Origin of the sequence: Symbioplanes lichenis (genome assembly GCF_030709675.1) — a bacterium.
Taxonomy (GTDB): domain Bacteria; phylum Actinomycetota; class Actinomycetes; order Mycobacteriales; family Micromonosporaceae; genus Actinoplanes; species Actinoplanes lichenis.
This window is the reverse complement of record NZ_JAUZQD010000010.1, coordinates 41,102-67,045: the sequence shown is the minus strand read 5'-3', so window position 1 is coordinate 67,045 and position 25,944 is coordinate 41,102. Positions and strand designations below refer to the sequence as shown.

General features: G+C 70.7%; 25 protein-coding genes. 6 read left to right on the top strand and 19 right to left on the bottom strand.

Going from position 1 to position 25,944, the window contains the following annotated elements; all coding sequences use genetic code 11:
* Positions 1-41: 41 nt before the first annotated feature.
* From RAN62_RS24060 to RAN62_RS24020, 9 genes are all read right to left on the bottom strand, one after another.
* A complete protein-coding gene (locus RAN62_RS24060) occupies positions 42-1,268 on the bottom strand; it encodes a helix-turn-helix domain-containing protein (RefSeq protein ID WP_305787281.1) in 1,227 nt (408 codons plus the stop codon).
* Between the two features lie 19 nt (positions 1,269-1,287).
* A complete protein-coding gene (locus tag RAN62_RS24055; RefSeq protein ID WP_305787006.1) occupies positions 1,288-2,553 on the bottom strand; it encodes a hypothetical protein in 1,266 nt (421 codons plus the stop codon).
* A gap of 16 nt (positions 2,554-2,569) precedes the next feature.
* Positions 2,570-3,769 carry an OmpA family protein gene (locus tag RAN62_RS24050; RefSeq protein WP_305787005.1) on the bottom strand — a complete coding sequence of 400 codons (1,200 nt, stop codon included), beginning with the start codon at positions 3,767-3,769 and terminating at the stop codon, positions 2,570-2,572.
* A complete protein-coding gene (locus RAN62_RS24045) occupies positions 3,766-4,638 on the bottom strand; it encodes a hypothetical protein (protein ID WP_305787004.1) in 873 nt (290 codons plus the stop codon). Before RAN62_RS24045 ends, RAN62_RS24050 begins: the two co-directional genes overlap by 4 nt.
* A gap of 3 nt (positions 4,639-4,641) precedes the next feature.
* Positions 4,642-6,942, bottom strand: coding sequence for a hypothetical protein (locus RAN62_RS24040; protein ID WP_305787003.1), 2,301 nt, complete (start codon positions 6,940-6,942; stop codon positions 4,642-4,644).
* Positions 6,935-7,456, bottom strand: coding sequence for a hypothetical protein (locus RAN62_RS24035; RefSeq protein ID WP_305787002.1), 522 nt, complete (start codon positions 7,454-7,456; stop codon positions 6,935-6,937). The genes RAN62_RS24040 and RAN62_RS24035 overlap by 8 nt, the downstream gene beginning before the upstream one ends.
* Positions 7,457-7,881: 425 nt before the next feature.
* Positions 7,882-9,927 (bottom strand): cellulose binding domain-containing protein, encoded by a 2,046-nt coding sequence (locus RAN62_RS24030; RefSeq protein WP_305787001.1) that lies wholly within the window; start codon positions 9,925-9,927, stop codon positions 7,882-7,884.
* A 35-nt stretch (positions 9,928-9,962) separates the two neighbouring features.
* Positions 9,963-10,601 (bottom strand): PASTA domain-containing protein, encoded by a 639-nt coding sequence (locus tag RAN62_RS24025; protein ID WP_305787000.1) that lies wholly within the window; start codon positions 10,599-10,601, stop codon positions 9,963-9,965.
* A gap of 113 nt (positions 10,602-10,714) precedes the next feature.
* Positions 10,715-12,253: a cellulase family glycosylhydrolase gene (locus RAN62_RS24020; RefSeq protein ID WP_305786999.1), complete on the bottom strand. Its 1,539-nt coding sequence runs from the start codon at positions 12,251-12,253 to the stop codon at positions 10,715-10,717.
* Between the two features lie 95 nt (positions 12,254-12,348).
* Here RAN62_RS24020 and RAN62_RS24015 point away from each other — a divergent pair, with 95 nt between their 5' ends.
* Both RAN62_RS24015 and RAN62_RS24010 read left to right on the top strand, forming a co-directional pair.
* On the top strand, positions 12,349-12,912 hold the full coding sequence (locus tag RAN62_RS24015) for a phenylacetate--CoA ligase (RefSeq protein WP_305786998.1): 564 nt from the start codon (positions 12,349-12,351) through the stop codon (positions 12,910-12,912).
* The gene (locus RAN62_RS24010; RefSeq protein ID WP_305786997.1) at positions 12,855-13,025 is read left to right on the top strand and encodes an acyl-CoA synthetase family protein; all 171 of its coding nucleotides are present in this window, start codon (positions 12,855-12,857) and stop codon (positions 13,023-13,025) included. The genes RAN62_RS24015 and RAN62_RS24010 overlap by 58 nt, the downstream gene beginning before the upstream one ends.
* On the opposite strand, the gene RAN62_RS24005 is transcribed toward RAN62_RS24010, so the two are convergent.
* Positions 13,006-13,890 carry an AraC family transcriptional regulator gene (locus RAN62_RS24005; protein WP_305786996.1) on the bottom strand — a complete coding sequence of 295 codons (885 nt, stop codon included), beginning with the start codon at positions 13,888-13,890 and terminating at the stop codon, positions 13,006-13,008. The genes RAN62_RS24010 and RAN62_RS24005 overlap by 20 nt on opposite strands.
* 112 nt (positions 13,891-14,002) lie before the next feature.
* Here RAN62_RS24005 and RAN62_RS24000 point away from each other — a divergent pair, with 112 nt between their 5' ends.
* The 3 genes from RAN62_RS24000 to RAN62_RS23990 are packed head-to-tail and all read left to right on the top strand — an operon-like array spanning position 14,003 to position 16,027.
* Positions 14,003-14,305 (top strand): putative quinol monooxygenase, encoded by a 303-nt coding sequence (locus RAN62_RS24000; RefSeq protein ID WP_305786995.1) that lies wholly within the window; start codon positions 14,003-14,005, stop codon positions 14,303-14,305.
* Complete coding sequence (locus RAN62_RS23995; RefSeq protein ID WP_305786994.1) at positions 14,302-15,222, top strand: alpha/beta hydrolase; 921 nt, start codon at positions 14,302-14,304, stop codon at positions 15,220-15,222. The genes RAN62_RS24000 and RAN62_RS23995 overlap by 4 nt, the downstream gene beginning before the upstream one ends.
* 49 nt (positions 15,223-15,271) lie before the next feature.
* Complete coding sequence (locus tag RAN62_RS23990) at positions 15,272-16,027, top strand: SDR family NAD(P)-dependent oxidoreductase (RefSeq protein WP_305786993.1); 756 nt, start codon at positions 15,272-15,274, stop codon at positions 16,025-16,027.
* 81 nt (positions 16,028-16,108) lie between these two features.
* Here the strand turns inward: RAN62_RS23990 and RAN62_RS23985 are convergent, their stop codons facing one another.
* From RAN62_RS23985 to RAN62_RS23960, 6 genes are all read right to left on the bottom strand, one after another.
* Positions 16,109-16,699: an N-acetyltransferase gene (locus RAN62_RS23985; RefSeq protein ID WP_305786992.1), complete on the bottom strand. Its 591-nt coding sequence runs from the start codon at positions 16,697-16,699 to the stop codon at positions 16,109-16,111.
* On the bottom strand, positions 16,699-18,207 hold the full coding sequence (locus RAN62_RS23980) for an APC family permease (RefSeq protein ID WP_305786991.1): 1,509 nt from the start codon (positions 18,205-18,207) through the stop codon (positions 16,699-16,701). Before RAN62_RS23980 ends, RAN62_RS23985 begins: the two co-directional genes overlap by 1 nt.
* A gap of 18 nt (positions 18,208-18,225) precedes the next feature.
* Positions 18,226-19,002, bottom strand: a complete 777-nt coding sequence (locus RAN62_RS23975) for a GPP34 family phosphoprotein (RefSeq protein WP_305786990.1) — start codon at positions 19,000-19,002, stop codon at positions 18,226-18,228.
* A 219-nt stretch (positions 19,003-19,221) separates the two neighbouring features.
* On the bottom strand, positions 19,222-19,761 hold the full coding sequence (locus RAN62_RS23970) for a hypothetical protein (RefSeq protein ID WP_305786989.1): 540 nt from the start codon (positions 19,759-19,761) through the stop codon (positions 19,222-19,224).
* A gap of 9 nt (positions 19,762-19,770) precedes the next feature.
* The gene (locus RAN62_RS23965; RefSeq protein ID WP_305787280.1) at positions 19,771-20,901 is read right to left on the bottom strand and encodes a zinc-dependent alcohol dehydrogenase; all 1,131 of its coding nucleotides are present in this window, start codon (positions 20,899-20,901) and stop codon (positions 19,771-19,773) included.
* A 100-nt stretch (positions 20,902-21,001) separates the two neighbouring features.
* Positions 21,002-21,304, bottom strand: a complete 303-nt coding sequence (locus RAN62_RS23960; RefSeq protein ID WP_305786988.1) for a hypothetical protein — start codon at positions 21,302-21,304, stop codon at positions 21,002-21,004.
* A 171-nt stretch (positions 21,305-21,475) separates the two neighbouring features.
* Between RAN62_RS23960 and RAN62_RS23955 the strand changes: the two genes are divergently transcribed.
* Entirely contained in the window at positions 21,476-22,288 is an 813-nt protein-coding gene (locus tag RAN62_RS23955) for a formate/nitrite transporter family protein (RefSeq protein WP_305786987.1), read from the top strand.
* Between the two features lie 191 nt (positions 22,289-22,479).
* Here RAN62_RS23955 and RAN62_RS23950 read toward each other — a convergent pair whose 3' ends face one another.
* The 3 genes from RAN62_RS23950 to RAN62_RS23940 form a co-directional block, all read right to left on the bottom strand.
* A complete protein-coding gene (locus RAN62_RS23950) occupies positions 22,480-24,087 on the bottom strand; it encodes a beta-N-acetylhexosaminidase (RefSeq protein ID WP_305786986.1) in 1,608 nt (535 codons plus the stop codon).
* Between the two features lie 4 nt (positions 24,088-24,091).
* Positions 24,092-24,865, bottom strand: coding sequence for a carbohydrate ABC transporter permease (locus RAN62_RS23945; protein ID WP_305786985.1), 774 nt, complete (start codon positions 24,863-24,865; stop codon positions 24,092-24,094).
* 164 nt (positions 24,866-25,029) lie between these two features.
* Positions 25,030-25,944, bottom strand: coding sequence for a carbohydrate ABC transporter permease (locus RAN62_RS23940; protein ID WP_305786984.1), 915 nt, complete (start codon positions 25,942-25,944; stop codon positions 25,030-25,032).

Sequence of the window (25,944 nt, the reverse complement as noted above, 5' to 3'; positions counted from 1 at the left end):
GTCACACTCCCGTGGTCGCGGTCCGTTGTGCCGGGTGGTCGTCACTGCGCCACGGGCGCTCCCGTGGTGGCGGCGGTCAGCTCGGGCCAGATCAGGCGTACCGCGGCGTGGTTGTGCCAGCGGCGCAAGTCGGTACCGACGCGGCGGAGGTCGGTGCGGAGGGTGGCAGAGTCGACCAGTGGCGCCAGCGGCAGCACCGACTCCAGTACGGTGCACGCCTGGTCCACGTCGCCTGCGCCGGTCAGGCTGAGGGCGAGCCGTGCGCCCAGCCGGGAACGGGCCCGGCTCGCCGTTCCCGGCACCTGGCGGAGGCCGGCGGTCAGCGCATGCGCAGCGCCGTCCGGATCACCGAGCTCGTGGAGGCACCAACCACGCAGGATCGTCGTGCTGTCCGTCCCGTGGGACGAGCCGAGCGGGACCGCAGCCATGGCGTCTGCGCCGCCGGCCGGCGCCGAAACGAGGGCGTCCGCCTCGTCAAGGGCCCGTCGGCACCGTCCGTCCTCGCCCAGCAGGGCGTATCCTTGAGCCTCACGCTGCACGGCCATGCCACGTATCCATGGGTCGCTTGCCTCGGCGCGCACCTGGCGCGCGAGGTCGATCACCTTCCGGGCGTGCTGCCGCCCTCTGCAGAGGAGAATGACCGCGCGACGGATCAAGGCGTAGGCGACGAGCTCGCGATCGTTGGCCGCGGCAGCGAGCGCCGCGGCCCGCCTGGTCAGGCGGAAAGCCGTCGCGTCGTCGTCGGCTTCCTGCGCCATCCACCCCGCGAACTCCGCATATCGGGAGGCGAGAACCAGGGCCTGCGCCCGTTCCAGCACCGTCCAGCCCGCACAGGCCTCCGTCAGCGAGCCAGACTGCTCCGAGGCCAGGGCTTGCACGGCCGCGGGGGCCGAGACCTGCCCGACCGCCCGGAGGTGCACCAGCCCTTGCCTCATCGCGTCGAGCACCACGCCGACGCTGGGCGAGATCTCCCCAGCCACGGGGGACGCCTGGATGTCGTACGGCGACAGCCAGCCCTCCGAGGCGCCGTCGTCCGGCTCAACTGGCCTGCCCAGCATGCCCTGCAGCACACCGTTGATCCGGAGCGCCTGATCGAGCTTGCGGGCGACGTCCTCGCTCGGGCGTCGCTCGCCGGTCTCGAGCCGGCTCAGGTAGCTCGGGGAATAGTGGACCTTCGCACCGAGCTCGGCCAGCGACAGCCTAGCCTGGAGACGCTGCCGGCGCAGCTCCGGACCGAATGCCGTCTGCTGGGGACATGGCCTGGCCATGGCCCTCACGATAGCCACCCTAGTCGCCCTCGGCACCACCCAGCTGAGTGAGCAAGCGCTCGTCGATCGCCGCTAGCCGCGTTTCCAGCCCGGCCGGCGCATGCTTGGCGACCAGCTCCCGGGCGTAGTCGAGCACCTCGGTGTGCAGCCGTAACTGCTCCACGAGCGAGGTGCCGCGCCCGTCCTCGCCGGCGGCCGGCCACAGCCCGGCCGTGAGGGGGGTGAGCCTGTCGACCAGGGGTTTGCCTGGGACCATCCGCGCGGAGCGCAGCTCGAGCACCCGGGCACGGCCGGTCTCGACGAAGCGCTCGGCCTGGGCAGAGGTGCCGGCCAGCACCTGCTGCAGGGCGCTCCACGCGACGCTGTGCTCCGCGAGCTTGGTCGTCGCCATGGCACGCAGCTCGTCGGTCTGCTTCTCCACCCGGGTGACCGCCTTGCGGGCGGCCTCGTCGTCGTCCGCGTAGGGGTTGTGGGCGATGACCTTGAGCGCGACGGTGGCGAGGGTGAGCAGGAGCAGCAGGCCCGCGATGGGGTATTCGAGCTGGTCGAGTGGCCAGTCCAGCGGGTCCATGCCGCTCAGGACCGCCCGGTTGCGGGCCCAGACGGCGAGGATGCCGATGAAGCCGAGGCCGAAGAGGACGGCGAGCCCCCACATCGGCCAGGGCAAGTCGTCCTCCTTGCGCTCCCGCCGGAAGTACCGGCCGAACAGAGCCCGGGACAGAGTGCGCTCAGCCCGCAGGCGGCGCCGGGCGTACGCGGTGGCGAGCAGCCATGCAGTGACGACGAGCCCGACCGCGATACCGACGCCGGGCAGGTAGGAAACGTACGCGGCGGTGCCGCTCAAGTCGAGCAGCTGGCTGAGGATGTCCGCCAGGAAGACAGTGTCGTAGCAGGCGCTGACCGCTACCGCCGGCCACACGACGCGGTCCCGCGCCCACCACGGCCTGCGCCGGCGGTCCTCGGGCCCGTCGGCTGCGTGCCGCTGGTCGATCCGGTGCACCTGACGGTGGGCCCGGAAGGCGCCGCCGCTCCGGATGAAATGGTGCAGCCTCTCGACCGCCTGGTCGGCGGCCCAGTACGTGCGGGCCAGGGCGTCGCAAGCCGGCCCGATGCCGGCGTGCGCGGCGTCCAGCGCGGCGTTGCCGTCGCTGTAGGCCTGAACGAGGATTCCGGCCTCGGACTCCCGCGTCTCGTCCAGGGGCAGGACGGGCAGCTGGGTCCGGCTGCCCGGCCCGTCACAGTGCACCGGCGCCCGCCAGCGCCCGGATTCGGTGGTGCTGGTCATGCTCGTCCCGTCCCTCTCACGCCTGGTGCACCAAGATTTCGACCCGCCGGTTCCGCTGCAAGCACTCCTCGTCGGAAGTGGTGCAGACCGGCTCGTTCTCGCCTCGTCCGGCCCAGCGGACGTGCTCGATGCGCTGCGACGCGAGGGCGGCGGCCACGCTCTTGGCCCGTTTGCGCGACAGGACGAGATTGTCCCCGGAGCTCCCCGTCGCGTCGGCGTGCCCGACGACCTGGACGCTGCTGTAATCCGCGGTGCGGATGTCCACGGCCAGCTGGTCGATAACGTCGTGGGCCTGGGCGCGCAGATTCCATTTGTCGGTGTCGAAGAGCACGTCTCCCGGGATGGAGATGTCCCAGACCGCCGCGAAGCCCACGACGGGATCAGACAGGTCGCGGTCCGTCCGGCCTGAGCCGCCGGGCTTGGACAGCGGCTGGGTGGACACGTCACATCTGTCGGCGCCGGCTGCGGAGCAGACCTTGGTCCAGAAGCCGGTGAGCCAGGCGAGCTGCTGGGCGGAGGCGCTCGGCCGGCCCGCAGCGGGGCGGCCGACACCGACCAGGCTCACCGAGACGCCGGTCAGCATCGTCTTGGTGATCTCCTGCCTGGCGAGGCAGACCCGGACGATGTTCTCCGCCTCCTTCTTGCCCTTGAGGGAAGCCTTCGTCAGATCGGCGCAGCCCGTGGTGGACAGGCCGTCGGTGGCGAGGACGATCCGTTTGGCCCCCGGGCTGTCGCCCACCCAGTCCGCAGCCTCGCGCAGCGCGGTCAGCACATCGGTGCCCTTGTCCGCGGGCTTCTCGGCGGCTGTCGCGCCGACCTCGCCGGTCAGGCACTGTTTCGCAGTCTGCTGCTGCCGCCTCTTGTTGGTGGGGTTGTCATAGGTGGACCGGGTGTTGAAGCCCTGAGACCGGAAGGACGAGAGGTCCTTGTCGAAGCCCGCGACGGCGACTCGATCCTCTCGTTCGATCGCCGCATCGAGCTCCGCGTCCAGGGCCTCCGGATAGTCCGGCGCCTCGTCCTTGGCCGAAGCCGCGCGCACAGAGTTCGAGCGGTCCACGAAGAGGGCCATCTTGCCCTGGGGCTTCTCGTCGTCGCCGGCCCGGCTGCCGGTCATCCACGAGCACTTCTCCTCGTCCGTCTTCGGATCCGCTTCGGGAGTGGTGCAGCCGGCCAGCAGCACGAAGGCGATCAGGAAGAGGGGAACAAGCCGCTTCACTCGGCACCGCCCACGGTCGTGCCGTCGTGCATCCAGTGGTACGGGTCCAGGCCCATCTGCCTCGAGAAGGCTTCGACCGCCTTGTCGTAGGCGCGTGCGAACTCGAAGAGGCCGACGCTCTCGTGATTCTTGCCGGCCTGCCGGAGGACGCCGGCCAGGTCGTTCGTGCGGGCGTTGCGGACGTTGGCGAGCTGGGTCATCGTCGAGGCGAAGTCCTTGTCGGTCAGCATGGCCGCGAACGGCGCGAGGAACTGCCGCTCCAGCACGCCGAGTTCCTCGATCGACTCGATGCTCTTGATCACCTTGAGCCACCGCTGCGCGCGCTCCTCCACATAGCCGGCGTGCACGAGGCCATAGCGGTGATGCGCGTCGAGGCGGAGCCGGTCCAGTTCGAACGGCAACGTGTGCTCGCGCAGCCGCGGGTCCAGCGTCACCCGGACCGTCGGGCGGCAGCGGATCATGCCCTCGTCGTCCGTATAGCACCAGCCGTCGCGCAGTACCTGCAGATTGTTGATCGCCTTCTCCGCCGCCGCGGCGTCGTTCGGTCCGTGCGCCCGGGTCGTGCGCCACACCTCGCGGAGCAGCCGCCCCCGGGCCGGCTCCACATAGCGCCCGCTGCGCGCGGCGAGCATGTCGAGATCCATCTCGGCGCTCGACCACTGGAAGTAGGGGATCAGGTGCAGGTCGAAGACGTCGCCGCGGGAAGCGACGACGAGGACCTCCGAGCCGGTCGGCGGCTCGTACTCCAGGGTGTCGCGGGGACCGTCGGGCCTGCGCTGCTCGGGGACGGGCGGGTCAGGGCGCCGGCTCTCCCAGAACGTGTCCCAGGCGCGGCGCACCCGGGCCCCGAAGGTGAGGTATTGCGTCATTGATCAACCTTTCTGCACGAGCTCGAAGAGGCGCGCGACGGTCGGCGACTGCGGGTGCCGGCTCCGCCAGAGGCGCAGATGAAAGAGGGCGCGGCTGCGGTCCACGCCGAGCAGCACGCGCGACGCCAGATCGATGACGAAACTGTCCAGTGAGCGGTCCTCGTCGGCGGAGATCAACCACCGGCGTAGCGGCTCCCACGCGAGTCCCGCCGTGTCCGGGCCGATGAGGGCGTCCCGCCACAGCGCCGCCAGCGTGCTCAGCCGCAGGTCGTCGGCGCCGACGAAGTCCCGCACCGACGAGAAGTCCGTCGCGCCCTTGCCCCCGGCGGTCCGGCTGAGCAGCAGGACGGCTCGCACCGCGTGCCGGCGGCGGTGCACGTTGCGGCCGGAGGCCCAGGCGGTGAGCTCGTCGAGCACCAGCGTCGCGGCCTCGGTCGCGAACAACGACACCATCGCGAGCCCGACGGCGTTGCTGACGGCGAGGTCCGGCCGTCCCGCCAGGTCGCGCAGCTTGTCCACGGCGCCGATGGGATCGGTAGCACCGATGGTGGTGCTCAACGCCCGGGCAGCGCTGTCCTGCAGGTTCGGATTGGGCGACCGCACCCAGTCGCTCACCTGCCGGTGCACCCGGCCTGCCAGCCGGGCCTCCGCGGCAGCCAGCTGCAGGGCCGCCGCCGCGGACTGCCGGTAGGCCAGGCCACGCTCGGCCCAAGGCCTGATCAGCGCGCGGTAGACCTGGTCGAAATCGAAGCCTGCCAGCAGGGCGGCGGCTTGGGCGGCGCGCACCCGGACGTACGCGCTGGGGTGTTCCGCCAGGACGTCCAGCCAGGTCAGCAGCGGCAGATGAACCGAGTCGAAGTCGTTCCAGACGACGTCCAGAATCATCCGGGTGAGCGCCGGGTCCACGAGCCTGGCACGGCGCGGGACGACCTCCGCGGTCGCGAGTTGCTCGATCGGGTCGGCGATGTACATCGAGTCCAGCAACAGCTCGGACACCGCGCCCTCGAAGACGACGTGGTCGGGCGGGCTTTCCCTCGTCTCGAAGATCGGGAGGACCTCACGGGCCAGCAGCTCGGCGGCCTCGAAGACCTGCCGCAGGGGAAACCCGTCGAAAACCGCGTAGGCCAGGCGGAAGGACTGCCAGCGTTCGGTGCCGCCGGTCCCGCCGGGACCCAGCCGCATCGCATCCGAGGCGATTTTGCGCAGGCTGGCCCGGTCACGCTCGACCAGAACCGCAGTCGCCACGTCGGTGTGCAGGTTCTCCGCCAGCACCCGGGCCAGGTCGACGACCTCCCGCATCTTCCCGGGCAGGGCGTACGGCTGGATCCGGTCGATCTCGTCGAGGCGGCGGGTCACGTAGGCAGGGACGTCGAGCGGGCCGGTGCAGGAGGTGCAGTTGTGATCGCGTAATTGGAACGTCAAGTGCTTGCCCAGCACATCACGTGCCGCGGGAGCCGGGTGGCGCACACCGGCCGTCAGCGGGCATGCGGCGGCCTCGCCGTTCGCCACGACGACGATCAGGCTGCGGGCCTCCCTGGCCAGCTGTCCCAGTGCGTCGAGAGTGTTGTTCTCGAGCGGCTGCCAGTGGTCGAGGATGTAACCGCCGCGCTTCTCGAACAGCTTGCGCTCCACGATGTCGCGCAGCGGAACCGCCTGGTCCACGTCCAGCACGGAGATCGGGAGCAGACCCAGCTCGTGCAGCAAGTTCACAGCGGTGGCCCGCCGGCCGGAGCCTTCGACGCCCTGCACCACGACGACGAAGTTGTCCGTCAGAGTGGTCAGCATGTAGTCGAAGCCCGGCGCCGGCAGGTAGGTCTCCGTGAACTGGCGCACGGCTTCGCCGGAGTAGGTGGAGCGCAGCACGCTGATCTGCCGGGCGTCGTTGACAACGACCGTCACCTGCTGCTGCACCGCAACGCTGTCGTCACCGGCGGTGAAGATTCCGCTGTTGGACGACAGGGACGGGGCGAAGCGGTGAAAGTCCCGATCGACGAGGCGGCGCAGTTCGGCCGCCTCGTCGAGGCTTTCCGACTCACCCAGCCCTGCCGTCTTGCCGGTCGGGCGCTTGCCCCGGACGTAGTCGGCGGAAACCTTCGCCTGCGCCGCCCTGTCCTGCTCGTCGGCCGATTCGGGAACGCCGGCGTCCGAGTCCTTCTCGCTCGCGGAACCACCGGTCTCAACCCGCGGCGATGCGGGAGCGCTTCCGCCGGTCCCGGGCGGCGGCTCGGGTACCGGCTGTTCCGGTTGCGGAACGGCTTCCGGTTCGGCTGGGGCCTGTTCCTCCGTGTCCGGCGTTTCAGTCATCGTCCGGCCGCGATCCGAAGTGCTGCGTCGCCTGAGAATTGCTGCCCGTCTGGACAATGCCGCGGTTGTCGCGCATCGAGACTCCGCCGGCGGATGGCGCGGACGATTGCCTCTCGGGATCGCCGAGCCTGTGCGCGAGCTCTCGCAGGTCGGTGTCCGCGCTACGCGTCCTGACCTCGTGGTACTGCCGGTACGGCAGGGACTCCAGCGACGCCGGGAATTGGCGGCCGGTGAGCTTGCCGACGCCTTCGGTGACGACGGGAATGACCTGGATGTTCCAGGTCAAAGCCGCTTCGAGCTCGCGGCGCACGAAGTCGTCCGGGTTCATGACAGGAGCCCGGCCACCGGGCTCGATCGGGTCCCACCAGTGCGGGCCGATCAGCGCGAGCAGGACTTCACAAGCGAACAGCCGCCGCCACAGATAAGTGCGAAAATCGGTGCCCAGGGGAATGCTGCTGTTGTCGCGAAAGACGGCACCCGCACCGAGGACATTGTTGATCTCGCGTTCCGCCACGACGGCGAGAGAGGCGCAGTCCGACGATCGGTAATTGAGAAAGATGGAGGGCGGCAAGGGGTCTGTCTCCCGAAATGCGAGTCCGGCTGACGGCCGGCCGATGAGGACCGGCGAAGCCTGGCACCCTCCTCATGACGGAAGCAATCCATCGCGCGGGCATGCCTAATCTGGCAACAGGCAACACGCATTGCCGATCTTCGGAATCTCGTGACTGATCATGCTTTTCTCGCGAGGCGATCACTCGTGCGGGTGACATCTGTCGGGAACATGATTTCGCGGATGCCCACCCCCTCGGCCGGATCTCCTGTCGGCAGCGGGAGATCATGACCCGCCCGCCGCTTACGACTGAGCAGGCCGGACAAAATCGACGCACGCAGCCGGGCCACGACCCGATGCAACTGGTCGTGGCCCGGCAGGGGCAGCGCTCAGGCGCTGGTGCAGACGGTGCCGTTGAGGGTGAAGACGGCGGGGAGGACGTTCGGTCCGCTGTAGGCGCCGACGAAGCCGACGTTCGTGGTGGCGCCGGCGGCCAGGGCGGTGTCGCTGGTCACGCGGACGGTGCGGCCGGTCTGGGTCCAGGTGGCGTTCCAGCCGCTGCTGACGCTCTGCCAGGCGGTCGGCCAGGTGAAGGTCAGTGTCCAGCCGTTGACCGCGGCGGCCGCGTTGTTGGTGATGTCGATCGAGCCGACGTAGCCGTTGCCCCAGTCGTTGGTGTCACGGAACTTGACCGTGCAGGCGGCCGTCGCCGGCGTTCCTGTTGTGAAGGTCACCGGTGGGGATGCTTTGGACAGGCGGCCGGCGGCGTCGCGGGCGAGGACATTGACCGTGTAGCGGCGGCCCGGCTCGAGGTTGCGGACGGTCAGCGACGTGCCGGTCGTCTCCCCCAGGAGCTCGGAGACGCCGTTGTTCTGGCGGTAGACCTCGTATTTGAGGCCGGTGGCAGACCAGGAGATCGTGGCGGTCCGGTCGGTCACGGTGGCGGCCGGCTGGGCGGGTGCTGCGGGGCCGGTCGCGGCGCCGGCCGGGTGCAGGGTCAGCAGACTGATCGAGTACGGCGCCAGCGTCTGCGAATCCGCCGAGCCGGCCGGGCCCGTAGTCACCCCGGCCGCACCGTTCGTGAAGGTGCTCACCACGGGAGCCGCCGGGGCGGGCGTGAAGCCGTGGTAGTTCAGCGCGACGGTGTGCGCGGCGTCCGGGTCCTTGTTGATGAGCAGGACGGCGACGTCGCCGTTGGCCCGGCGGACGGCGTGGGTGCTGACCAGGCCGGCGCTGGAGCCCGTACCGATGAATTGGTCTCCGGGGTGGGCGAACTGGCCCATGAGCTGCAAGGCGTGATAGGGCGCGAAGGGGGTGTTGAGGGGTGGCTGGCACACGTCGCCGGAGGGTGTGCAGTTGCCGCTGGACAGCAGGCCGAAGTCGTTGTAGTCGGTCTGTCCCGCCACCGTGCTGACCTTGTCGAGGCCGTTGTGCACGTTCCACCAGTGCACGGTGAAGACGCCTTGGGCGAGCAATCCGCTGTAGACGTCGGCCAGGAAGAGCGCACCGGGCTGCGTGTTCCTGCCCACGTCGACGTTCGTCTCGGTCATGCTGATGCCGATGTCGCGGCCGCCCGCGTACGTGTCGATCTGCTCGCGCAGCAACCGCACGGCGTCCTCGATGTGGGCGGGCTTGGTGAGCGCCTCGGCGGGGGTGGCGCCGCCGGGGTACCAGTGCACGTCGGCGAAGTCGATCACGGATCCGGCGCGGGTCAGGACCTCCTGGTTCCAGGTGCCCTGATCGCCCTCGCCCACGATCCCGTCGGGCCAGTTGCCGGGCATCGTGAGCACGGCACCGATCTTGATGTCAGGATCAACGGCCTTCATGGCTTCCGCGTACGCGACCACGGTGCGCGCATACTCCGCCGGGCTCTTGTCCGCGTGGTCGTCCGCCTCCCACGCCGACCCGTAGTGCCCGTTGCCGTAGTTCTCGTTGCCGATCGTCCAGTACGTCGCGTCGTACCCCTTGGTGACGTTGGCGTAGCGCACCCAGTCGGCCGCCTCCTGCGCCGTCCCGGTGCCGTAGTTGGCGATGATCATCGGCTCGGCCCCGGTCCGCGCCGCGCCGGCCATGAACGTGTCGAAGTCGGTGTCCGGGGCGACGTACCCGCCGGGTGCGGTGTGGTCCTTCCAGTGATAGATGTCGGCGTACGACCCGCCGGGGTACCGCACCATCGACACGCCGGCGTCCCGCAGCAGGTCGGTGACGGCCGGGGTGCCCAGCTGCGAGTCCCAGACGGCGTGGTTGACGCCGAGCGCTACGTCCCCGACGGTGGCGAGCCCGGCCCGCACGTCGACGTCGACGCGCGTGTCGGCGGCGGCTTTCGCCTGCGCCGGGGCGCTCAGGCCCGTGACGGCGAGCAGGACGGCGCTCGCCAGACTGACAATTCGCACAACGATCTCCGCGGAATAGGAGCGACTTGGGAGCGCTCCCATCCTGAGCTTGCACAATGACGAATGTCAATGCACTGTCAGGTGCCGTCCAGCGGTCCCGTCCGGACGACGACGGCGGAGCCGCCGGCCGCCGGCTCACCCCCGGCCGGATCCTGCGACACCACCTCGGTGCGGTTGCCGGCGGTGCCGATGAAGCGCACCCGGAGACCCGCGTCCTCCAGCGCCTCCCGGGCGGCCGACCGGGCCAGTCCGAGCAGGTCCGGCACCAGCACGTCGCCGCCCGGGACCGGGCCGGGCGTCCGGACGCGGAACCGGTCGAGAATGGCCAGCACCTGACCCTGGAGCCCGCGGTCGTAGAGCGCCTCGGCGTGATTGAGCGCGTTCGTCGTGTGCGACCGGGCGAAGGGCAGCCGGCAGGCGACGTCGGCGGTCAGCATGTCGCCGGCGCCGTTCCGCAGCTCGGGGGTCAGCGCGGCAATGGTGACCATCGTCAGCTGCAGCTCGGTGAGGACCGGAGGCGGCACGGGCAGCGGCAGGAAGGACAGCGGGTCGGCCGCCGTCCCGGCCGGCAGCGCCCCGGCGTCTGTCCACGTCGGATCAACGACATGACCGGTCCGGCCGATCGGCGCCGACGGGTCCCTGCGCCGGGCACCCGGGTCACCGCGCCCGGTGACGATCAGCACCACCGGGGCGATGGACCTGGTCGTCCACGGCACGGTGCCGCCGACCGGACCGGCTCCTTCCGCGGAGATCTGATCGTGGACAGTGACGACCCGCGACTTTCCCGCGTACGGATGGAACTGTCCGCCGTGATCGTATGACGGGCCAATCAGGTGCAGGTGGTGCCGTTGAGGGTGAAGGACGCCGGGGCGGCGGCGTTGCCGGTGTGGGTGGCCTGGTAGCCGATGGTGGTCGAGGCGCCCGGGGCGAGGGTGCCGTTGTAGCTCGCGTTCGTCGCGGTCACCGTGCCGGTGGCGGGCGTGTAGGTGGCGCTCCAGCCGGAGGTGATGGTCTGGCCGGCGGGGAGGGCGAAGCTCAGCGTCCAGCCGTTGACGGCCGTCGTGCCCGTGTTGGTGACGGTCACACTGTTGGTCAGGCCGGTGTTCCAGGCGCTGACCGTGCTGGTGACGCGGCAGGCGCCGGTGCCCGGAGTGGTCGGCGGCGTGGTGGGCGGGGTGGTGCCGGTGACCGCGCCGATGATGGCGTCGATGATGCCCTGCTGGGTCACCGTGGCCGTGCTGCGGTTGAACAGGCCGAAGCCGTACTGCCCGTTGTAGCCGTTGTCCCAGTAGGCGGTGGCGGCGCCGTACTTCTTGGCGGCGGCCACGAGGGTACGCGCGTAGTCGGCCCGGTACGTGTTGTTCGCGCTGTCGGCGGACGTCTTGTCGATGGCGCCGTACTCGCCGACGAGCACGGGATAGCCGCGTACGACAAAGGTGTCATGCACCTTCTTGAGCTGGCCGTCGAGATAGTCGGCCTGGCCCCAGGTCGAGGTCTTCGCCGGGTTGGTCGCGCGCGGGCCCCACTGGGTGATGACGCCGTCCTCCTGGCCCGTGAAGTCCCACGGGTCGTAGTAGTGGACGGAGATCATGAGCCGCTGCTCGGCGGCCGGGATGGAGGACGACCGGTACTGATCAGTCGGGAGCACGAAGCCGTAGTTGCCGACGGTGTAATCAATGTTGGTGTTCCAGCCGGGGACGAGCAGCCACCGGGAGGCGTTGGTGCCGCCGGTCTTGCGGACCGTGTCGACGAAGATCTGGTTGTACGCGTTGATGTTCGAGTAGCACGGCTGGGTCGGGGTGCCGTACTGGCCGTCGAAGTTCTCGTTCATCGACTCGAAGATCAGGTGCTCGTTGTACGCGGCGAACCGCGTGGCGACCTGCTGCCACACCTTCTGGTACTTGTCCCTGATCGTCGTCTGGTCGGCCGCGTCGCAGATCAGCCAGGAGCCGGCGACGGTCTTGTAGCCGTCGCCGTGCATGTTGATCAGCACGTAGAGGCCCTGGTCGTACGCGTACCGGACGACCTGCTCGATCCGGCTCAGCCACGCGGCATCGACCGGGTAGCCCGGGCCGGCCCCGATCTTGCCCAGGTAGGACACCGGGATGCGGATCGTCTTGAAGCCCGACGCCTTCACCCGGTCGATCAGCGCCTGGGTGATGACCGGGTTGCCCCAGGCCGTCTCGCTCGGGATGCCGTTGGTGCTGGCCTCGAGCTGGTTGCCCAGGTTCCAGCCGGCGCCCATGTCGGCGACCAGCTGCGTCGCGGTGAGCCGGGGCGACACATCCGCCGTCGCGGCCGTCGTCACCCCGGCGAAGGCCAGGGCGGCGGCGAGGCAGGCCAGCCCGGCCCGTGCCGTCTTGATCATGGGAGGGGTCCTCTCGTCCGGTGTGGCGACGAGTGTGGGCACGCTCCCACGGTCCTGTCAATCGAAGCGCTTCGATTTGTGGCAGGATGGGAACCATGCCCCCCGACCCGCTCGGCGACGCCGAGCACTTCGACGCCGGGCGGATCCGCGAGCTGCAGGCCGAGCGGCTGCGGTGGACACTGCGCCACGCGTACGAGAACGTGCCCCACTGTCGGCGCGCGTTCGACGCGGCCGGGGTCCACCCCGGCGACCTCCGCGAGCCGGGCGACCTCGCGGCGTTTCCGACCACGAGCAAGGCGGACCTGCGCGACAACTACCCGTTCGGCATGTTCGCGGTGCCGGAGGGCGACGTGCGGCGCCTCCACGCCTCGTCGGGGACGACCGGGCGGCCCACCGTGGTCGGCTACACCGCCCGTGACCTGGAGACCTGGGCGACCGTCATGGCCCGGTCGATCCGCGCGGCCGGCGGGCGGGCCGGCGACCGGCTGCACAACGCGTACGGGTACGGGCTCTTCACCGGCGGGCTCGGCGCGCACTACGGAGCCGAGCGCCTGGGCTGCACGGTCGTCCCGGTGTCGGGCGGGATGACGCCGCGCCAGGGGTGGAGGCCCGCCCGGACTGCCCCGCCGAGCGCCGCGAGCACGCCGGCGCCGAGCTGAGCCGGACCGTGAAGGACACCGTCGGCGTCAGCATCGAGGCGGAGGTGGTGGCCCCCGGGACGCTGGCCCGGTCGAGCGGGAAACTTCAGCGGCTCAGCGACCGGCGCCGGTGAGCGTGGCCGCATCGCGGCTGGGTGGGACGCCGAACTGGCGGCGGTATTCGCGGCTGAACTGGGACGGGCTCTCGTAGCCGACGTGGCGGCCGATGCCGGTGACGTCGTGGGGGCGGGTGGCCAGCAGCAGGCGCGCCTCCTGGAGGCGAATCTGCTTCTGGAACTGGATCGGGCTCAGCGCCGTCACCGCCTGGAAGTTGCGGTGGAAGGCGGAGACGCTCATGCCGGCCAGCCGGGCCAGCTCCTCGACGCGGAACGAGGTCGCGTAGTGGTCGCGGATCCAGCGAATCGACCGCGCGACGTGGGTGAGCGTGCTGTCGGCGAGGCCGAGCTGGCGGACGAGGGCGCCCTGCTCACCGGCGATGAGCCGCCACAGGATCTCGCGCTTGACCAGCGGCGCCAGCACCGCCGCGTCGCGGGGACGGTCGAGCAGGCGGACGAGGCGGAGCACCGCGTCGAGCAGCTCCTCAGGCGCGTCGCTGACGGCCATGCCGGAAGGTGCGGCGGCCGGCAACGGCGGGAGGCTCCCGGGAGTGGCCTGCAGCAGGAGCTCGGCGACGACGGCGGGCCGCAGGACCAGGCCGAATCCGAGCGCGGGCCGCTCCTCCGTCGCCGCGAGGAAGTGGCCGGTGACGGGGAGATCGACGGAGGTCACGAGGTACTGGCCGGCACGGTACTCGTACACCCGGTCGCCCAGCGCGATCCGCTTCGCGCCCTGGGCGATGACCGCCAGCACGGTGCCGGTCATCGACGGGGCGTCCGGCACCGAGCGGCTGACCCGCGAGATCAGCACGTCGTCGAGGGCGGTGCGCTGGTCGGGACGCGCGTGCCGGGCGAGCAGGCCGCGCAACTCAGCAAGACTCACCGCGTCAGTCAAGCAGAATCAGGCAAGTGATCGCCACCATCGTTCTCACGTCCACCCTGGTCACGGTGATTACCTGAAGTGGTCGACATCCCGACCGCTGAGAGGAATCACCATGGTCGCGCACCACGGCTTCCACGCCACCATGACCGCCCGGCCCGGCCGCGGCGACGAGCTCGTCGCGCTGCTGCTCGGCGCGCCGGCCCTGTCGCTCGAGGACTGCCTCGTCTTCCTGGTCGGCCGGTCCGCGTCCGATCCCGACGTCGTGCACGTCACCGAGGGGTGGACCAGCGCGGAGGCCCACCAGGCCTTCTTCGCCACGGCGCCGGCCCGGGCCCTGGTCGCCGCGATCGAACCGCTGCTGGCCGGCGAGGCCGTCTACACCGACGAGGTTCCGGTCGGAGGCAAGGCCCGATGAGTACGCGACCCCCGCTCGATCTCGAGCTCGACACGCTGCTCGCCGCCCTGCCGCCCCTGCCCGCGCTCGGCCCGGGGACGCTTGCGCAGCTCCGGCCGTACGCGTCGACGGCCGTTGATCGGGTCTTGGCCGGGCGACCGATCGACCGGCGTGACGTCGCCGACCCGGCTCTGACGGTCCTGAGCCCGCCGGGCGTGACCGCGGCGCCGTGCGTCTACTGGATCCACGGCGGCGGCATGGTGATGGGCGACCGCTTCTCGCAGATCGACATCCCCCTCGAGTGGCTGGAGCAGCTCGGCGTCGTCGTGGTCACCGTGGAGTACCGGCTGGCGCCCGAGGCCGGGGGCGCCGCGCTGGTCGAGGATTGCTATGCGGGTCTGCTCTGGGTGGCCGACCATGCTGCGGAGCTGGGCGTGGACCCGGACCGCATCGTGGTGGCCGGGGCGAGCGCCGGTGGGGGGCTGGCGGCCGGAGTGGCGCTGCTGGCGCGGGACCGGGGTGGTCCGGCCGTGGCGGCACAGCTGCTGATCGGTCCCATGCTCGACCACCGCAACGACAGCACGTCGAGCCGGCAGTTCGCGGGGGTCCCGGGCGTGTGGCCGCGTGAAGCCAACGAGTTCGGCTGGCAGTCGGTGCTCGCCGGGGGCACGGTGTCGCCCTACGTCTCGCCCGCGCTCGCCGCCGACCTCTCCGGCCTGCCGGCCACCTACATCGACGCCGGGTCGGCCGAGGTGTTCCGGGACGAGGACGTCGCGTACGCCACCGGCATCTGGGCCGCCGGCGGCCAGGCCGAGCTGCACGTGTGGGCCGGCGGCAGCCACGGCTTCGACGCCATGTTCCCGCAGGCGGCGGTCTCGGTGGCGGCCCGGCGTACCCGCTCGGACTGGCTGGCGCGCGTCCTCGGAGGTCTCTCATGAAAGTCGCCGTCGTCACCGTCTTTCCGACGCACGTCCTGGAGGGTCAATCGTGAGGGTCGCCGTCGTCACCGGGGCCAGCTCCGGCATCGGGCAGAGCGCCGCCGTCCAGATCGCCCGGCGCGGCACGGGCGTCATCCTCACCTATCAAGGCAATCGCGCGGGCGCCCTCGACACGGTCGCCACGATCGAGCGCGAGGGCGGCAAGGCCGTCGCGCTGCCGGTGGACGTGGGCGAGTCGTCGCTCTTCCCGGCCTTCCGCGACGAGGTGCTGTCGGCACTACGAGTCTGGGACCGGGACACCGTGGACTACCTCGTCAACAACGCCGGCGCCAGCGGAATGGCGCCCTTCGCCGACACGTCCGAGGAGCTCTTCGACTCCCTGATGCGGGTGCTGCTCAAGGGCCCGTACTTCCTCACTCAGACCCTGCTCCCGCTGCTGACCGATGGCGGCGCCGTCGTCAACGTGACGAGCAACGCGGCAACCTTCGCCGGGCTGGAGGCGGGCTATTCCGCGTACGGCACGATGAAGGGCGGACTGGCGGTGCTCACCCGCTACCTCGCCAAGGAGCTGAGCCCCCGCGGCATCCGCGTCAACGCCGTCTCCCCCGGCTCCACCCGCACCCGCATCGCCGGCAACGCCTTCGAGCACCACCCGGAGGTGATCCCGGCGCTGGCCGCCCGCACCGCCCTCGGCCGCCTCGGCGAACCCGACGACGTCGGCCGGGTGATCGCGGCCCTGCTGAGCGACGACCTCGCCTGGATCACCGCTCAGGACATCGAGGTGTCGGGCGGCTACAACCTCTGAGGCGGCGAGCCGATGTCGCGGTGGCGGCCAGGGCCGGCCGGGCCGGGCACGAGCCGGCCGGCCCTGGTGCCGGTCCACGACCTACGGGCGCCACATGCGGTGGAAGGCGGGTCCGTTGCCGGCGGGGCGGATCTCGGGTGGGTTCATGCGGTCGAAGCCGTGGCGGGTTTCGTAGAGGCGGCGGCTGTCCTCGCTGGTGGCCTCGAGGTAGACCGGGACGGTGAGGCGGCTGGTCGTGTGGTGCAGCAGCTTGCTGCCCAGGCCGGTCCGCTGCGGCTGGGCGACCAGGAAGGCCAGGTGCTGGTGGGGCTCCGTGGGGTGGTGCTCGTCGAAGACCTCGTCGAGTGCCTGGAAGCGGGCGAGGTGGGGGCCCGCGGCCTTGGCGGTGAGCTCGGCGTAGTTCTCCGGCTCGGTGGCTTCGCCGGTGCGGTCGAACCAGACCGCGGCGGCGGCGTACGGGGAGTCACCGCCCGCGCTGTCGGCGACGACCACCTGGCCGGCGCCGGTGAGGGCGTGGCGGACGAGGATCTCGAACCAGGCGGTCATGCGGTCGAGGCGCTCGGGGGCGGGGCCGTCGACGAGCCAGTGGTTGATCTCGGAGTCGTCGAAGACCACGCCGAGGAGCTCGGCGACCGGGCGGGCCTCGGCGTCGCCGGGCAGGGTGCGGAACATCAGCGGACCTCCTCGCCGTGGCGGCCGGCGGACTGGTCGGCGAGGATGTCGGCGAAGTCGCCGTCGCGGGCCACGGCGGCCGCGCTGTCCGGGCCCAGGCCGATGCCGAGGTAGAGGGCGGGGCGGCGGGCGCGGAGGTACCAGGCCCGGGCCAGGCCGGCGACGAACAGGACCACGGCGACCAGGGGCATCCAGAAGGCGGGACCGGTGCCGGGCTCGACGCCGTACAGGGTGCTGAGGTTGTCGACGACGAAGACGCTGATGGCCATGGTCAGGACGACGGCGACGGCCGGGGCGACGCGGGCGGTCCACAGGGATTCGCCGTGGCGGTCGCGGCCGAAGTAGCCGAGGACGGCGAGGCCGGTCATGGTGATGAGCAGCAGGACGCCGACGCCGCCTGTGGTGCCGCCCCAGAAGAAGAGCTGCACGAGCGGGTCCCAGCCGGCGACCGCGAAGAGCACGATGACGGCCAGGGCGAGGGCCGACTGCGCGTGCGAGGCGACGCGCGGGGCGCCACCGACCGTACGGGCGAAGGCGCGCGGCAGCACACCCTCGCGGCCCAGCGCGAAGGCGTACCGGGCGATGATGTTGTGGAAAGCGATCATGGCCGCGGCCAGCGAGGTCGCGAAGAGGATGGTGCCGATGTCCACGGCGTTGTCGCCGATGGTGACGGCGGCCAGGTTGAAGAAGAGGTTGGGGCCCTCGGCGGCCGCCCGGTCGACGACCTGGTCGCCGGCGGCGGAGATCTGGATCCAGCTGGCCAGCGCGTAGAGCACGCCGATGATCACGATGGTGGCGATCGTCGCCCGGGGCACCGAGCGCTTCGGGTCGCGGGCCTCCTCCACATAGACGGCGCCCTGCTCGACGCCGGCGAAGGCGGTGGCCCCGATCGCCAGCAGCGCGCCGCCGCCGGAGTGGAAGAGGGCGGAGGCGGAGAACGGCGCGGCGGAGAAGGTGAAGTCGCCGGCGGCCACGATGGCCAGGCAGTAGACGACGACCAGCAGCGTCTCGGAGATCACCAGCACGGCGAGGACCCGCTCGGAGACCTTGACGTCGCGCCGGCCGAGCCAGGTGACGACGGCCCAGACCAGCAGCGCCAGCGCCCACCACGGGACCTCGGCGCCCACCCACTCGGAGACCAGGGGCGCGGCGATCGCGCCCAGGCCCCCGTACGAGGCGATCTGGAAGCAGTTGTACGCCAGCAGGGCGATCAGTGACGATCCGACGCCGACCGGGCGGCCGATGCCCTTGGCGATGTAGGCGTAGAAGGCGCCCGCGTTGGGGATGTGCCGGGCCATCGCGAGGTAGCCGATCGAGAAGACGATCAGGCTGGCGGCCAGGGCGATCATCGCGGCGGACACGGCGGTGAGACCGGTGACGGCCAGGCCGGTCGTGACGACGCCGGCGACGACGGTCAGCGGGGCGACGGACGAGGCGATGGCCAGGCCTATGCCGGGCGCGCCCATGCGCCCGGGGGCGAGCGCCATGTCGGTGGTGACGGGAGGCACGGGACTCCTTGAGGGGGATCAGCGGATCAGGATGGTTTTGTGGTGCAGGTTCTGGGTGGTGAGCAGCAGCGCCTGGACCGGCGGGGGCAGCCCGAGCAGGGCCCGGCGGCGCAGCTCGTCGCGCTGACCGCCCCGGAGCAGGTCGAAGGCCCGGGCGTCCAGGCCGATGGCGAAGACGAGCCCGGCGAGCAGCAGGTCCTCCGGGGTGAGGCCGGCGCCGGCCCGGAACCGCTGGCTGATCGTCTTGACGGCGCTCCCGGTGAGCACCATGTCGCGCGGCTGCCAGCCGAGGCGCTTGCGGACGAGGCCGCGCTCGACCTGCTCCACGAGCCCGCCGGCGGCGAGGCGGTGCTCGACCAAAGTGGTGACCGGCCCGCCCAGGTACTGCCGGTCGGCGGGCTCCTGCAGGTGGCGCAACCAGGTCGACAGGTCCTGGCTGGGCACCCGGTTGCGGTCCACCCCGCTGCGGCGTACGTGCTCCAGCCGCGCCCCGAGCCCCGCGAACACGGCGTGCTGCGCGGGGTCGAGCCGCCACTGCACCCGCGCGCACGTCGCACACCCCTGTTCGGCGCCGAGGTGCCCGCAGTCGCCCGGTGCCCGCAGCCGCACCCGGGCGCCCTCGTCGGCGGTCTGCGGCTCGATCGCGATCCGGCTCAGCCCGGCGAGCTCCGCGAGCAGTGCCCCGGCCAGGCCCAGAGCCAGGGTCTCGGGCCGGACGACGGACCGGCGCGGCAGGTTGTCGTGCGCGGCCAGCCAGAGCTCGTCGGCCACGGGCAGCCGCCCGGGGGTCGTCATCCGGATCCCTCCGCACGTCAGTACACAATGGACACTCAGGGCAGAATCCGCCGACAACGGGCAGTAACCGAGAGGTCACCGGCGCCGGTTGGTCACCTTACGACGCGGACCGCCATCCAGCTACCCCGATCGATATCCGTTCTCGACTTCGTCAAAAAAGACCATGACCGTCCGTCGCCGCCTCCGAGAGGCGGGCGAGGGACGGCCATGGTGAGAGGATCAGGACGCGCGGTGCCGCACGATGCTGCGCGCCAGCACGTACGCGAGGCCGCCCGCCAGCATCCACGGCGCGGCGACGACGATCGGGTCGAGGGCCTGATGGCGTACGTCCACGCGGTTGCCGCGACGGGACGCGATCGGGTGCTTCTCCCGTACTGTCGGCAGCAGCATTTTGCCGCTCAGCCGGCTGCCCGCGGAGTCGACGCGGTCGGCGGCGACGAGCAGGAGCCAGTGAGCGGCGCGGCCCTCGCTGTAGCGCTTGTAGGCGAAGCGGCGGATGGCGCCGGAAACGCCCTTCGGCGGCGCGGCGGTGCCGAAGACCGGCGTGAGCCGCGCGTGCTCGATCGAGCGCTCCCGGGGGAACTTCTCGGGCTGCTGCTCCGGGATGTCCCACCAGGCGCCGGTGGCGGACGGGTCGAAGCGCTCACGCGGCACCGCCGGGCGGTCGGCGGGGTCGAGATCGGCGCCCCAGCCGGGGATGCGGGCCCGGAGCTGCTCGCTGGTCTCGGCGTTCTCCGGCTTGTCAGAGGTGTAGGGCACGACGCACTCCTAGAAGACGATCAGGGGCTTGATGCAGCCGTCGAGCTTCGACGAGAAGATGTGGTAGCCCTCGGCGATGTGTTCGAGGGGGATGCGGTGCGTCACGATGTCGCTCGGCTTGAGGTAGCCGTTCTTGATGTGCTCGAAGAGCCGGGGCCACTGCCGCTTGACCGGGCACTGGTTCATCCGCAGCGTGAGGCCCTTGTTCATGGCATCACCGAACTTGACCGCGCTGAAGAGCGGGCCGTAGGCGCCCATCACCGAGATGGTGCCGCCCTTGCGTACGGAGTCGATCGCCCAGTTGAGCGCGACGGGCGAGCCGCCCTGCAGTTTCAGCTTGGCCGACGTGACGTGCTGAGTCAGGTTCCCGTCGGCCTCGGCGCCGACCGCGTCGATCACGACGTCGGCCCCGAGATGGCCGGTGATCTTCTTCAGGTGCACCACGATGTCGTCGTACTCGGCGAAGTTGCAGGTCTCCGCATGGGCGAATTCGGCCGCCTTCCGCAGGCGATAGTCCAGGTGGTCGACGACGATGACGCGGCCGGCGCCCATGAGCCAGGCCGACTTCGCCGCGTAGAGCCCGACCGGACCGGCGCCCAGGACCACGACGACGTCACCCTCGGCGATGTCGCCCAGCTGCGCCCCGAAATAGCCGGTGGCCAGCGCGTCGGTGAGCAGGACGGCGTCGTCCTCGTCCAGCCAGTCGGGGATCAGGCTCGGCCCCGCGTCGGCCAGGGGCACGCGGACGTACTCCGCCTGCCCGCCGTCGTAGCCGCCGCTCGTGTGCGAGTAGCCGTAGATGCCGCCGACCGCCGTGGCGTTGGGGTTGACGTTGTGACAGTTGGAGTAGAGGCCGCGGGCGCAGAAGTAGCACGTACCGCAGAAGATGTTGAACGGCACCATGACGCGGTCGCCGACCTGAAGATTGCGCACCGACGGCCCGACCTCGTCGACGACGCCGACGAACTCGTGCCCGAAGGTCGTGCCGATCCGGGTGTCCGGCATGAGCCCGTGATAAAGATGCAGGTCGGAGCCGCAGATCGCCGCCCGGGTCACCCGGACGATCGCGTCGTTGGGGTGCTCGATGGCCGGGCGGTCCTTCTCCTCGGCCCGGACCCGGTAAGGGCCCCGGTACACCATCGCTCGCACGTCGTGCCTCCACATCTGCCGCCGGTTGATGGGAGACCGGCTACCCGGCAGGATCGCGGCTAATCGCCCGATCCTGCCGGGGCCCCGGCGGTCAGTGGGTGCGCGAGTCGTGGTCCGAGCTGCGGCTGCCGGCCTTCGCCAGGCCCCGGCTGACCATGTAACCGATGGTGAGCAGGGTGATGTACCACCAGGCCTTGTCGGCGGCGAAGTAGTCGGCGCCGTTCTCCGCCGCGCCGTCGCCCACCACGTTGGAGGCCACGAGCACGCCGATCACGGCGAGCACGTAGACGATCAGCTCGGTGGTCTTCCAGGACGGCTTGGTCTCCTCGCCGTGGGCGCGCCGGACCGGCACGTCGGCGGTGCGGGCGGCGGGGGTGTGGGTTGCGGTAGCCATCGTTGTGTTCCTCTCAGGGGGCGTTCGTCCGATGCCAGGTGATCTACCCCCGACCGAAATCGGTCACACCCGGACAATGACCCCAGGGGGCCGTGTCACTCTTCGGAGGAACGCGCACCATGTGCACAGCGCCGCCGGCGTGGCCGATCCGGCGCCGGGTAGGCACCCCGGATGGTCCGGAAACCACCGGAGATCGCCCGCGCCGCCGTGGACAGCGGCGTCGAGAAGGCCGCCTTGCGCTGGGACAAGACGCTGGTGGGCTCGTTTCTCGCCGGGGCGTACATCGCCTTCGGCGCTCTGGTGGCGATCACCGTCTCCGCCGGGCTCGCCCCCGCGATCTGGGGTAGCCTGCCGACGCTGTTCACCGGGGCGGCCTTCACGCTCGGCCTGGTGCTCGTGCTGATCGCCGGCTCCCACCTGCTCACCGGCAACATGCTGCTGGTGCCCATCGGCGCCATGCGCGGGCGGCTGTCCTGGCGCGACGTGCTCCGCAACTTCCCGCTGGTGCTCGTCGGCAACCTGGCCGGCGCGGTCTTCGTCGCCTATTTCCTCGCCGTGCAGACCGGCGTCGTCGGCGGCCTCGGCAGCGAGGCGGGCACCCCGGGCGCCCTGGCCTACGAGCGGCTGGCCGTGATCGCCGAGGCCAAGGGGCTGCACGAGACGAACTGGCAGGTCTTCCTGCGCGCGGTCGGCTGCAACTGGCTGGTGTGCCTGGCCGTGTGGATCTCGCTGGCCACCGATTCGGTGGCCGGCAAGATCCTCGGCATCTTCTTCCCCATCATGGCGTTCGTCGCGATGGGCTTCGACCACCTGATCGCCAACATGTTCTTCCTGCCGGCCGCCATCTTCGCCGGGGTGCCGGGCCTCGGCTGGGACGACACTCTGCGCAACTGGGCTTTCGCCTTCGCCGGCAACCTGGTGGGCGCGGTGGTCTTCGTCGCCACGTCCTACTGGTACCTGTACCTGCGCGACGATCCTGAATAGGGTCTGTCCCGAGGATCAGGCGAGTCGCCGGCGTGGTCCAGGTTTCGTCTCGCAAGTGGGGCGGAAGGTCCGATACCGGGGTTGTATCGGGCCTTTCGCACCGCGCCGCGAGGCGGAAGCTCGAACGTCCACGATGCGGCAGCCGGACCGAGCCTGAATGTTGCCACCAAAGGGGCAATGCGGCAGCCGAGCTAGACCTGAATGTTGGCCACCAGGCGGGCGATGTGGGCGGCGCGTTGTTCGCGGGTGTCGGGGCGGCCGGGGACGCCCGGGCGGCGTTGCCAGGGCTGGGGGCCGTCGCTGCGGCGGTACTCGACGCCCAGCGCGTCGAGCCGGGCCAGGTGCGTCTGCAACCGGTTCCAGAAGTTGTCGAAGTCGCGATCGGCGGTGCTCCACAACGCTTCCGCGACCGCGCACAGGCGCGGGAAGACGAGATAGTCGATCGTGCGCGGGGAGTCGGCGTGCTCGGTCCAGATGTTGGCCTGGCCGCCGAGGACGTGACGGGCCTCGGCCGCGGTCAATGACGGGGGTACGGGGTCGAAGGCGTACACGTCGCGCACGGTCAGCGGGATCGCGACGGGAATCGGTTCCTCGGGCGACTCGGACTGGCGGTAGTCCAGGTAGACGAGGTCGTCCGGGCACGCCACCACGTCGTAGCCGCGGCGGGCGGCGGCGACGGCTCCGGCCATGCCGCGCCAGGAGGCGACGGTGGTGCCCGGGGCGAGGTCGCCCTCGAGGATCTCGTCCCAGCCGAAGACGCGGCGGCCGGCGGCGGTCAGGTGGTCGTCGAGCCGGCGGACGAACCAGGACGGCAGCTCCTCCACGCTCGTCAGCCCGAGGCCGGCCAGGCGCTCCCCGATCAGCGGGTCGGCCCGCCACTGGTCTTGGGGGCACTCGTCGCCGCCGACGCCGATCCAGCGTGACGGGAAAAGTTCCAGCACTTCGTCGAGGACGTTGCGGAAAAAGTCCACGGTGGACGAGCTGATGTCCAGGACGTTGCTGCTGATGCCCCAGCGCGTCCAGACTTCCTGCGGCTGCCGGGTCACCCCGAGTTCCGGGTACGCCGCCAGCGCCGCCTGCACGTGTCCCGGCGACTCGATCTCGGGGACCACGGTGATGAACCGCTCGGCGGCATAGGCGACGATTTCCCGTACGTCGTCCTGGGTGTAGAAGCCCCCGTGCGGCCGCCCGTCCCCCGGGGCGTCGCGCGCCGCCCCGACCTGACTTTCCCGCCGCCACGCCCCGATCTCCGTCAGCCGGGGATAGCGCTTGATCTCCAGTCGCCACCCCTGGTCGTCGGTCAGGTGCCAGTGCAACGTGTTGAGCCGGTGCGCCGCCATGAGGTCGAGGAAGCGCAGCACGTCGTGCTTGGGCAGGAAGTGCCGGGCCACGTCGAGCATCGCCCCGCGCCAGGCGAAGCGGGGCGCGTCGTCGACCCGGCAGACGGGCACGGTCCACGAGACTCCCGCCACCGCGGCGCGCCGGTAGATCGCGGGCGGCAACAGCTGCAGCAACGCCTGACAGCCGTAGAAAACCCCGGCCGCGTCGCCGCCGACGATGGTGACACCGTCCACGGTGACGTCGAGCTGGAACGCCTCGGAACCGATTCCAGCATCTGTTCCCAGAGCGATCGTGCCGTGCGCCACCGCAGGGAAGGGCAACCCGGTGGCGGGTCGCAGCATCTGTTGCAGCCACGCCAGAACACCGCCGAGCGCGGCGGGAGCCGACACACTGGAATCAGCTGTCAGTGTGAGGGAACCGGTTCCAGGAACGAGCGAGAGGGGGCGGGGAATCAGCAAGGCTTCAGCCCTTCACGGCCCCGGCCGACATGCCGGAGACCAGATTGCGCTGGATGATCAGGAAGAACACGACGACGGGCAGCGAGAAGAGAACCGACGCCGCCATCTGGCCGCCGAAATCGGTGCCCGTGTAGGGATTGGTGAACGACGCGAGCCACACCGGCAGCGTGTACCGGCTCTGGTCCTGCATGAACGTGTACGCGAAGAGGTAGTCGTTCCACGCCGCGATGAAGGCGAAGATGCTCGTGGCGATGACGCCGGGCGCCACGAGCGGGAAGAGCACGCTGACGAGCGTGCGCCACGTGCTCGCCCCGTCGAGCTGCGCCGCCTCCTCGATCTCGCGCGGGATGGTGACGAAGAAGCCGCGCATCACCCAGATCGAGAACGGGAGGACGTTGGCCACGTACGCGAGGACCAGCGCCGCATAGGTGCCCAGCAGGTCGAGATTGTTGAACATCACGAACATCGGGATCAGCAGCGCCGTGCCGGGCAGCATCTGCACCGCGAGGATGACCACCATGATCGTGCGCCGGCCGCGGAAGCGGAACCGGGACAGCGCGGCGGCGGCGAAGATGCCGAGCACGATCGACACCACGACGGTCGCGGCGACCACGATGACGCTGTTCACCAGGTTGGTGAGGAACTGCTCCTGCGTCACCGCCTTGACGAAGTTGGCGAGCGTCGGGTGCGCGGGCACGAAGTGCGGCGTCGGCGTCATGACCTCCGGCCGCGGCTTGAAGGCGGTGTTGACCATCCAGTAGACCGGGAAGATCCACACCGCGCAGAAGAGGGCGGCGAGAAGGTTCGCTCCCCGGCGGCGGCGCGAGGAAATCCGCCCACGGCGCGCCGGAGAAGAAGCGAAGGAAGAAGTGGAAGAAGAAGTGGAAGCGGAAACGCGCCCACCGCGCACGGAAGCACGACCGCCCCGCACGGATGATGAGGTCACAGGTCCTCCCCCGACCGCAGCAGGTTGCGGATGTAGACGGCGGTCAGGGCGAGCAGCAGCAGCGTGGTCACCACCGAGATCGCCGCGCCCTGGCCGACGCGGAAGCCGACGAACGCTGTCTTGTAGGTGAACACGCCCAGCGTGCTGGTCGCGTCGCCCGGGCCGCCCCGTGACACCAGCCAGATCTGGTTGAAGACGTTGTAGTCCCAGATGACCGACAGGATGGTGACGAGCAGCAGCGTCGGCCGCAGGTGCTGCAACGTGATGCGGCGATAGACGGTCACTTCCGAGGCGCCGTCCATCCGCGCCGCCTCCAGGTGCTCGTGCGGCACCTGCGTCTCGGCGGCGTTGAGGGTCAGCGCGATGAACGGCACGGCCTGCCAGACGATCAGCAGCCAGATGACCACGTACGCCCGGGCGGGATCCTGCGTCCAGTTCAGGCTCGTCGTGTCGCCGAAGATCCGGAGCTGGTCGAGCGCCCAGTTGACGACGCCGTAGCCGGGCTGGAAGAGCCAGTTCCACACCAGCGACGACGCCACGTTCGGCATGGCCCACGCCACGATGAGCACCACGGTGACCGCGTACCGCCAGGCCCGTCCCAGCCGGGTGAGCAGGTGCGACACGCCCATGCCGAGCACGACACTGCCGGCCACCATCGCCGCGGTGAACAGCACCGTGCGGACCAGCGAGGCCCAGAAGGCACCGCTCGCGAGCAGCTGGCTGTACTGCGCGACGCCCACGCTGCTGTACGCACCCGTGAACAAGCTGCGCTGGTTGTAGTCGGTGAACGACGTGAAGACGAGGAACCCGATCGGAACCAGCGTGACCAGGGCGAGCACGAGCCCGGCCGGGCTGAGCAGCCAGAGCGGAGCCAGGTTCCGCCGCCGAGGCCGCGCGGGGAGAAGAGCCAC

Coding starts and splice junctions, on each gene's coding strand:
- RAN62_RS24060 (WP_305787281.1), bottom strand. CDS start 1,268: ATGGCCAGGCCATGTCCCCAGCAGACGGCATTCGGTCCGGAGCTGCGC.
- RAN62_RS24055 (WP_305787006.1), bottom strand. CDS start 2,553: ATGACCAGCACCACCGAATCCGGGCGCTGGCGGGCGCCGGTGCACTGT.
- RAN62_RS24045 (WP_305787004.1), bottom strand. CDS start 4,638: ATGACGCAATACCTCACCTTCGGGGCCCGGGTGCGCCGCGCCTGGGAC.
- RAN62_RS24040 (WP_305787003.1), bottom strand. CDS start 6,942: ATGACTGAAACGCCGGACACGGAGGAACAGGCCCCAGCCGAACCGGAA.
- RAN62_RS24030 (WP_305787001.1), bottom strand. CDS start 9,927: ATGGGAGCGCTCCCAAGTCGCTCCTATTCCGCGGAGATCGTTGTGCGA.
- RAN62_RS24020 (WP_305786999.1), bottom strand. CDS start 12,253: ATGATCAAGACGGCACGGGCCGGGCTGGCCTGCCTCGCCGCCGCCCTG.
- RAN62_RS24015 (WP_305786998.1), top strand. CDS start 12,349: ATGCCCCCCGACCCGCTCGGCGACGCCGAGCACTTCGACGCCGGGCGG.
- RAN62_RS24000 (WP_305786995.1), top strand. CDS start 14,003: ATGGTCGCGCACCACGGCTTCCACGCCACCATGACCGCCCGGCCCGGC.
- RAN62_RS23995 (WP_305786994.1), top strand. CDS start 14,302: ATGAGTACGCGACCCCCGCTCGATCTCGAGCTCGACACGCTGCTCGCC.
- RAN62_RS23985 (WP_305786992.1), bottom strand. CDS start 16,699: ATGTTCCGCACCCTGCCCGGCGACGCCGAGGCCCGCCCGGTCGCCGAG.
- RAN62_RS23975 (WP_305786990.1), bottom strand. CDS start 19,002: ATGACGACCCCCGGGCGGCTGCCCGTGGCCGACGAGCTCTGGCTGGCC.
- RAN62_RS23965 (WP_305787280.1), bottom strand. CDS start 20,901: ATGGTGTACCGGGGCCCTTACCGGGTCCGGGCCGAGGAGAAGGACCGC.
- RAN62_RS23960 (WP_305786988.1), bottom strand. CDS start 21,304: ATGGCTACCGCAACCCACACCCCCGCCGCCCGCACCGCCGACGTGCCG.
- RAN62_RS23955 (WP_305786987.1), top strand. CDS start 21,476: ATGGTCCGGAAACCACCGGAGATCGCCCGCGCCGCCGTGGACAGCGGC.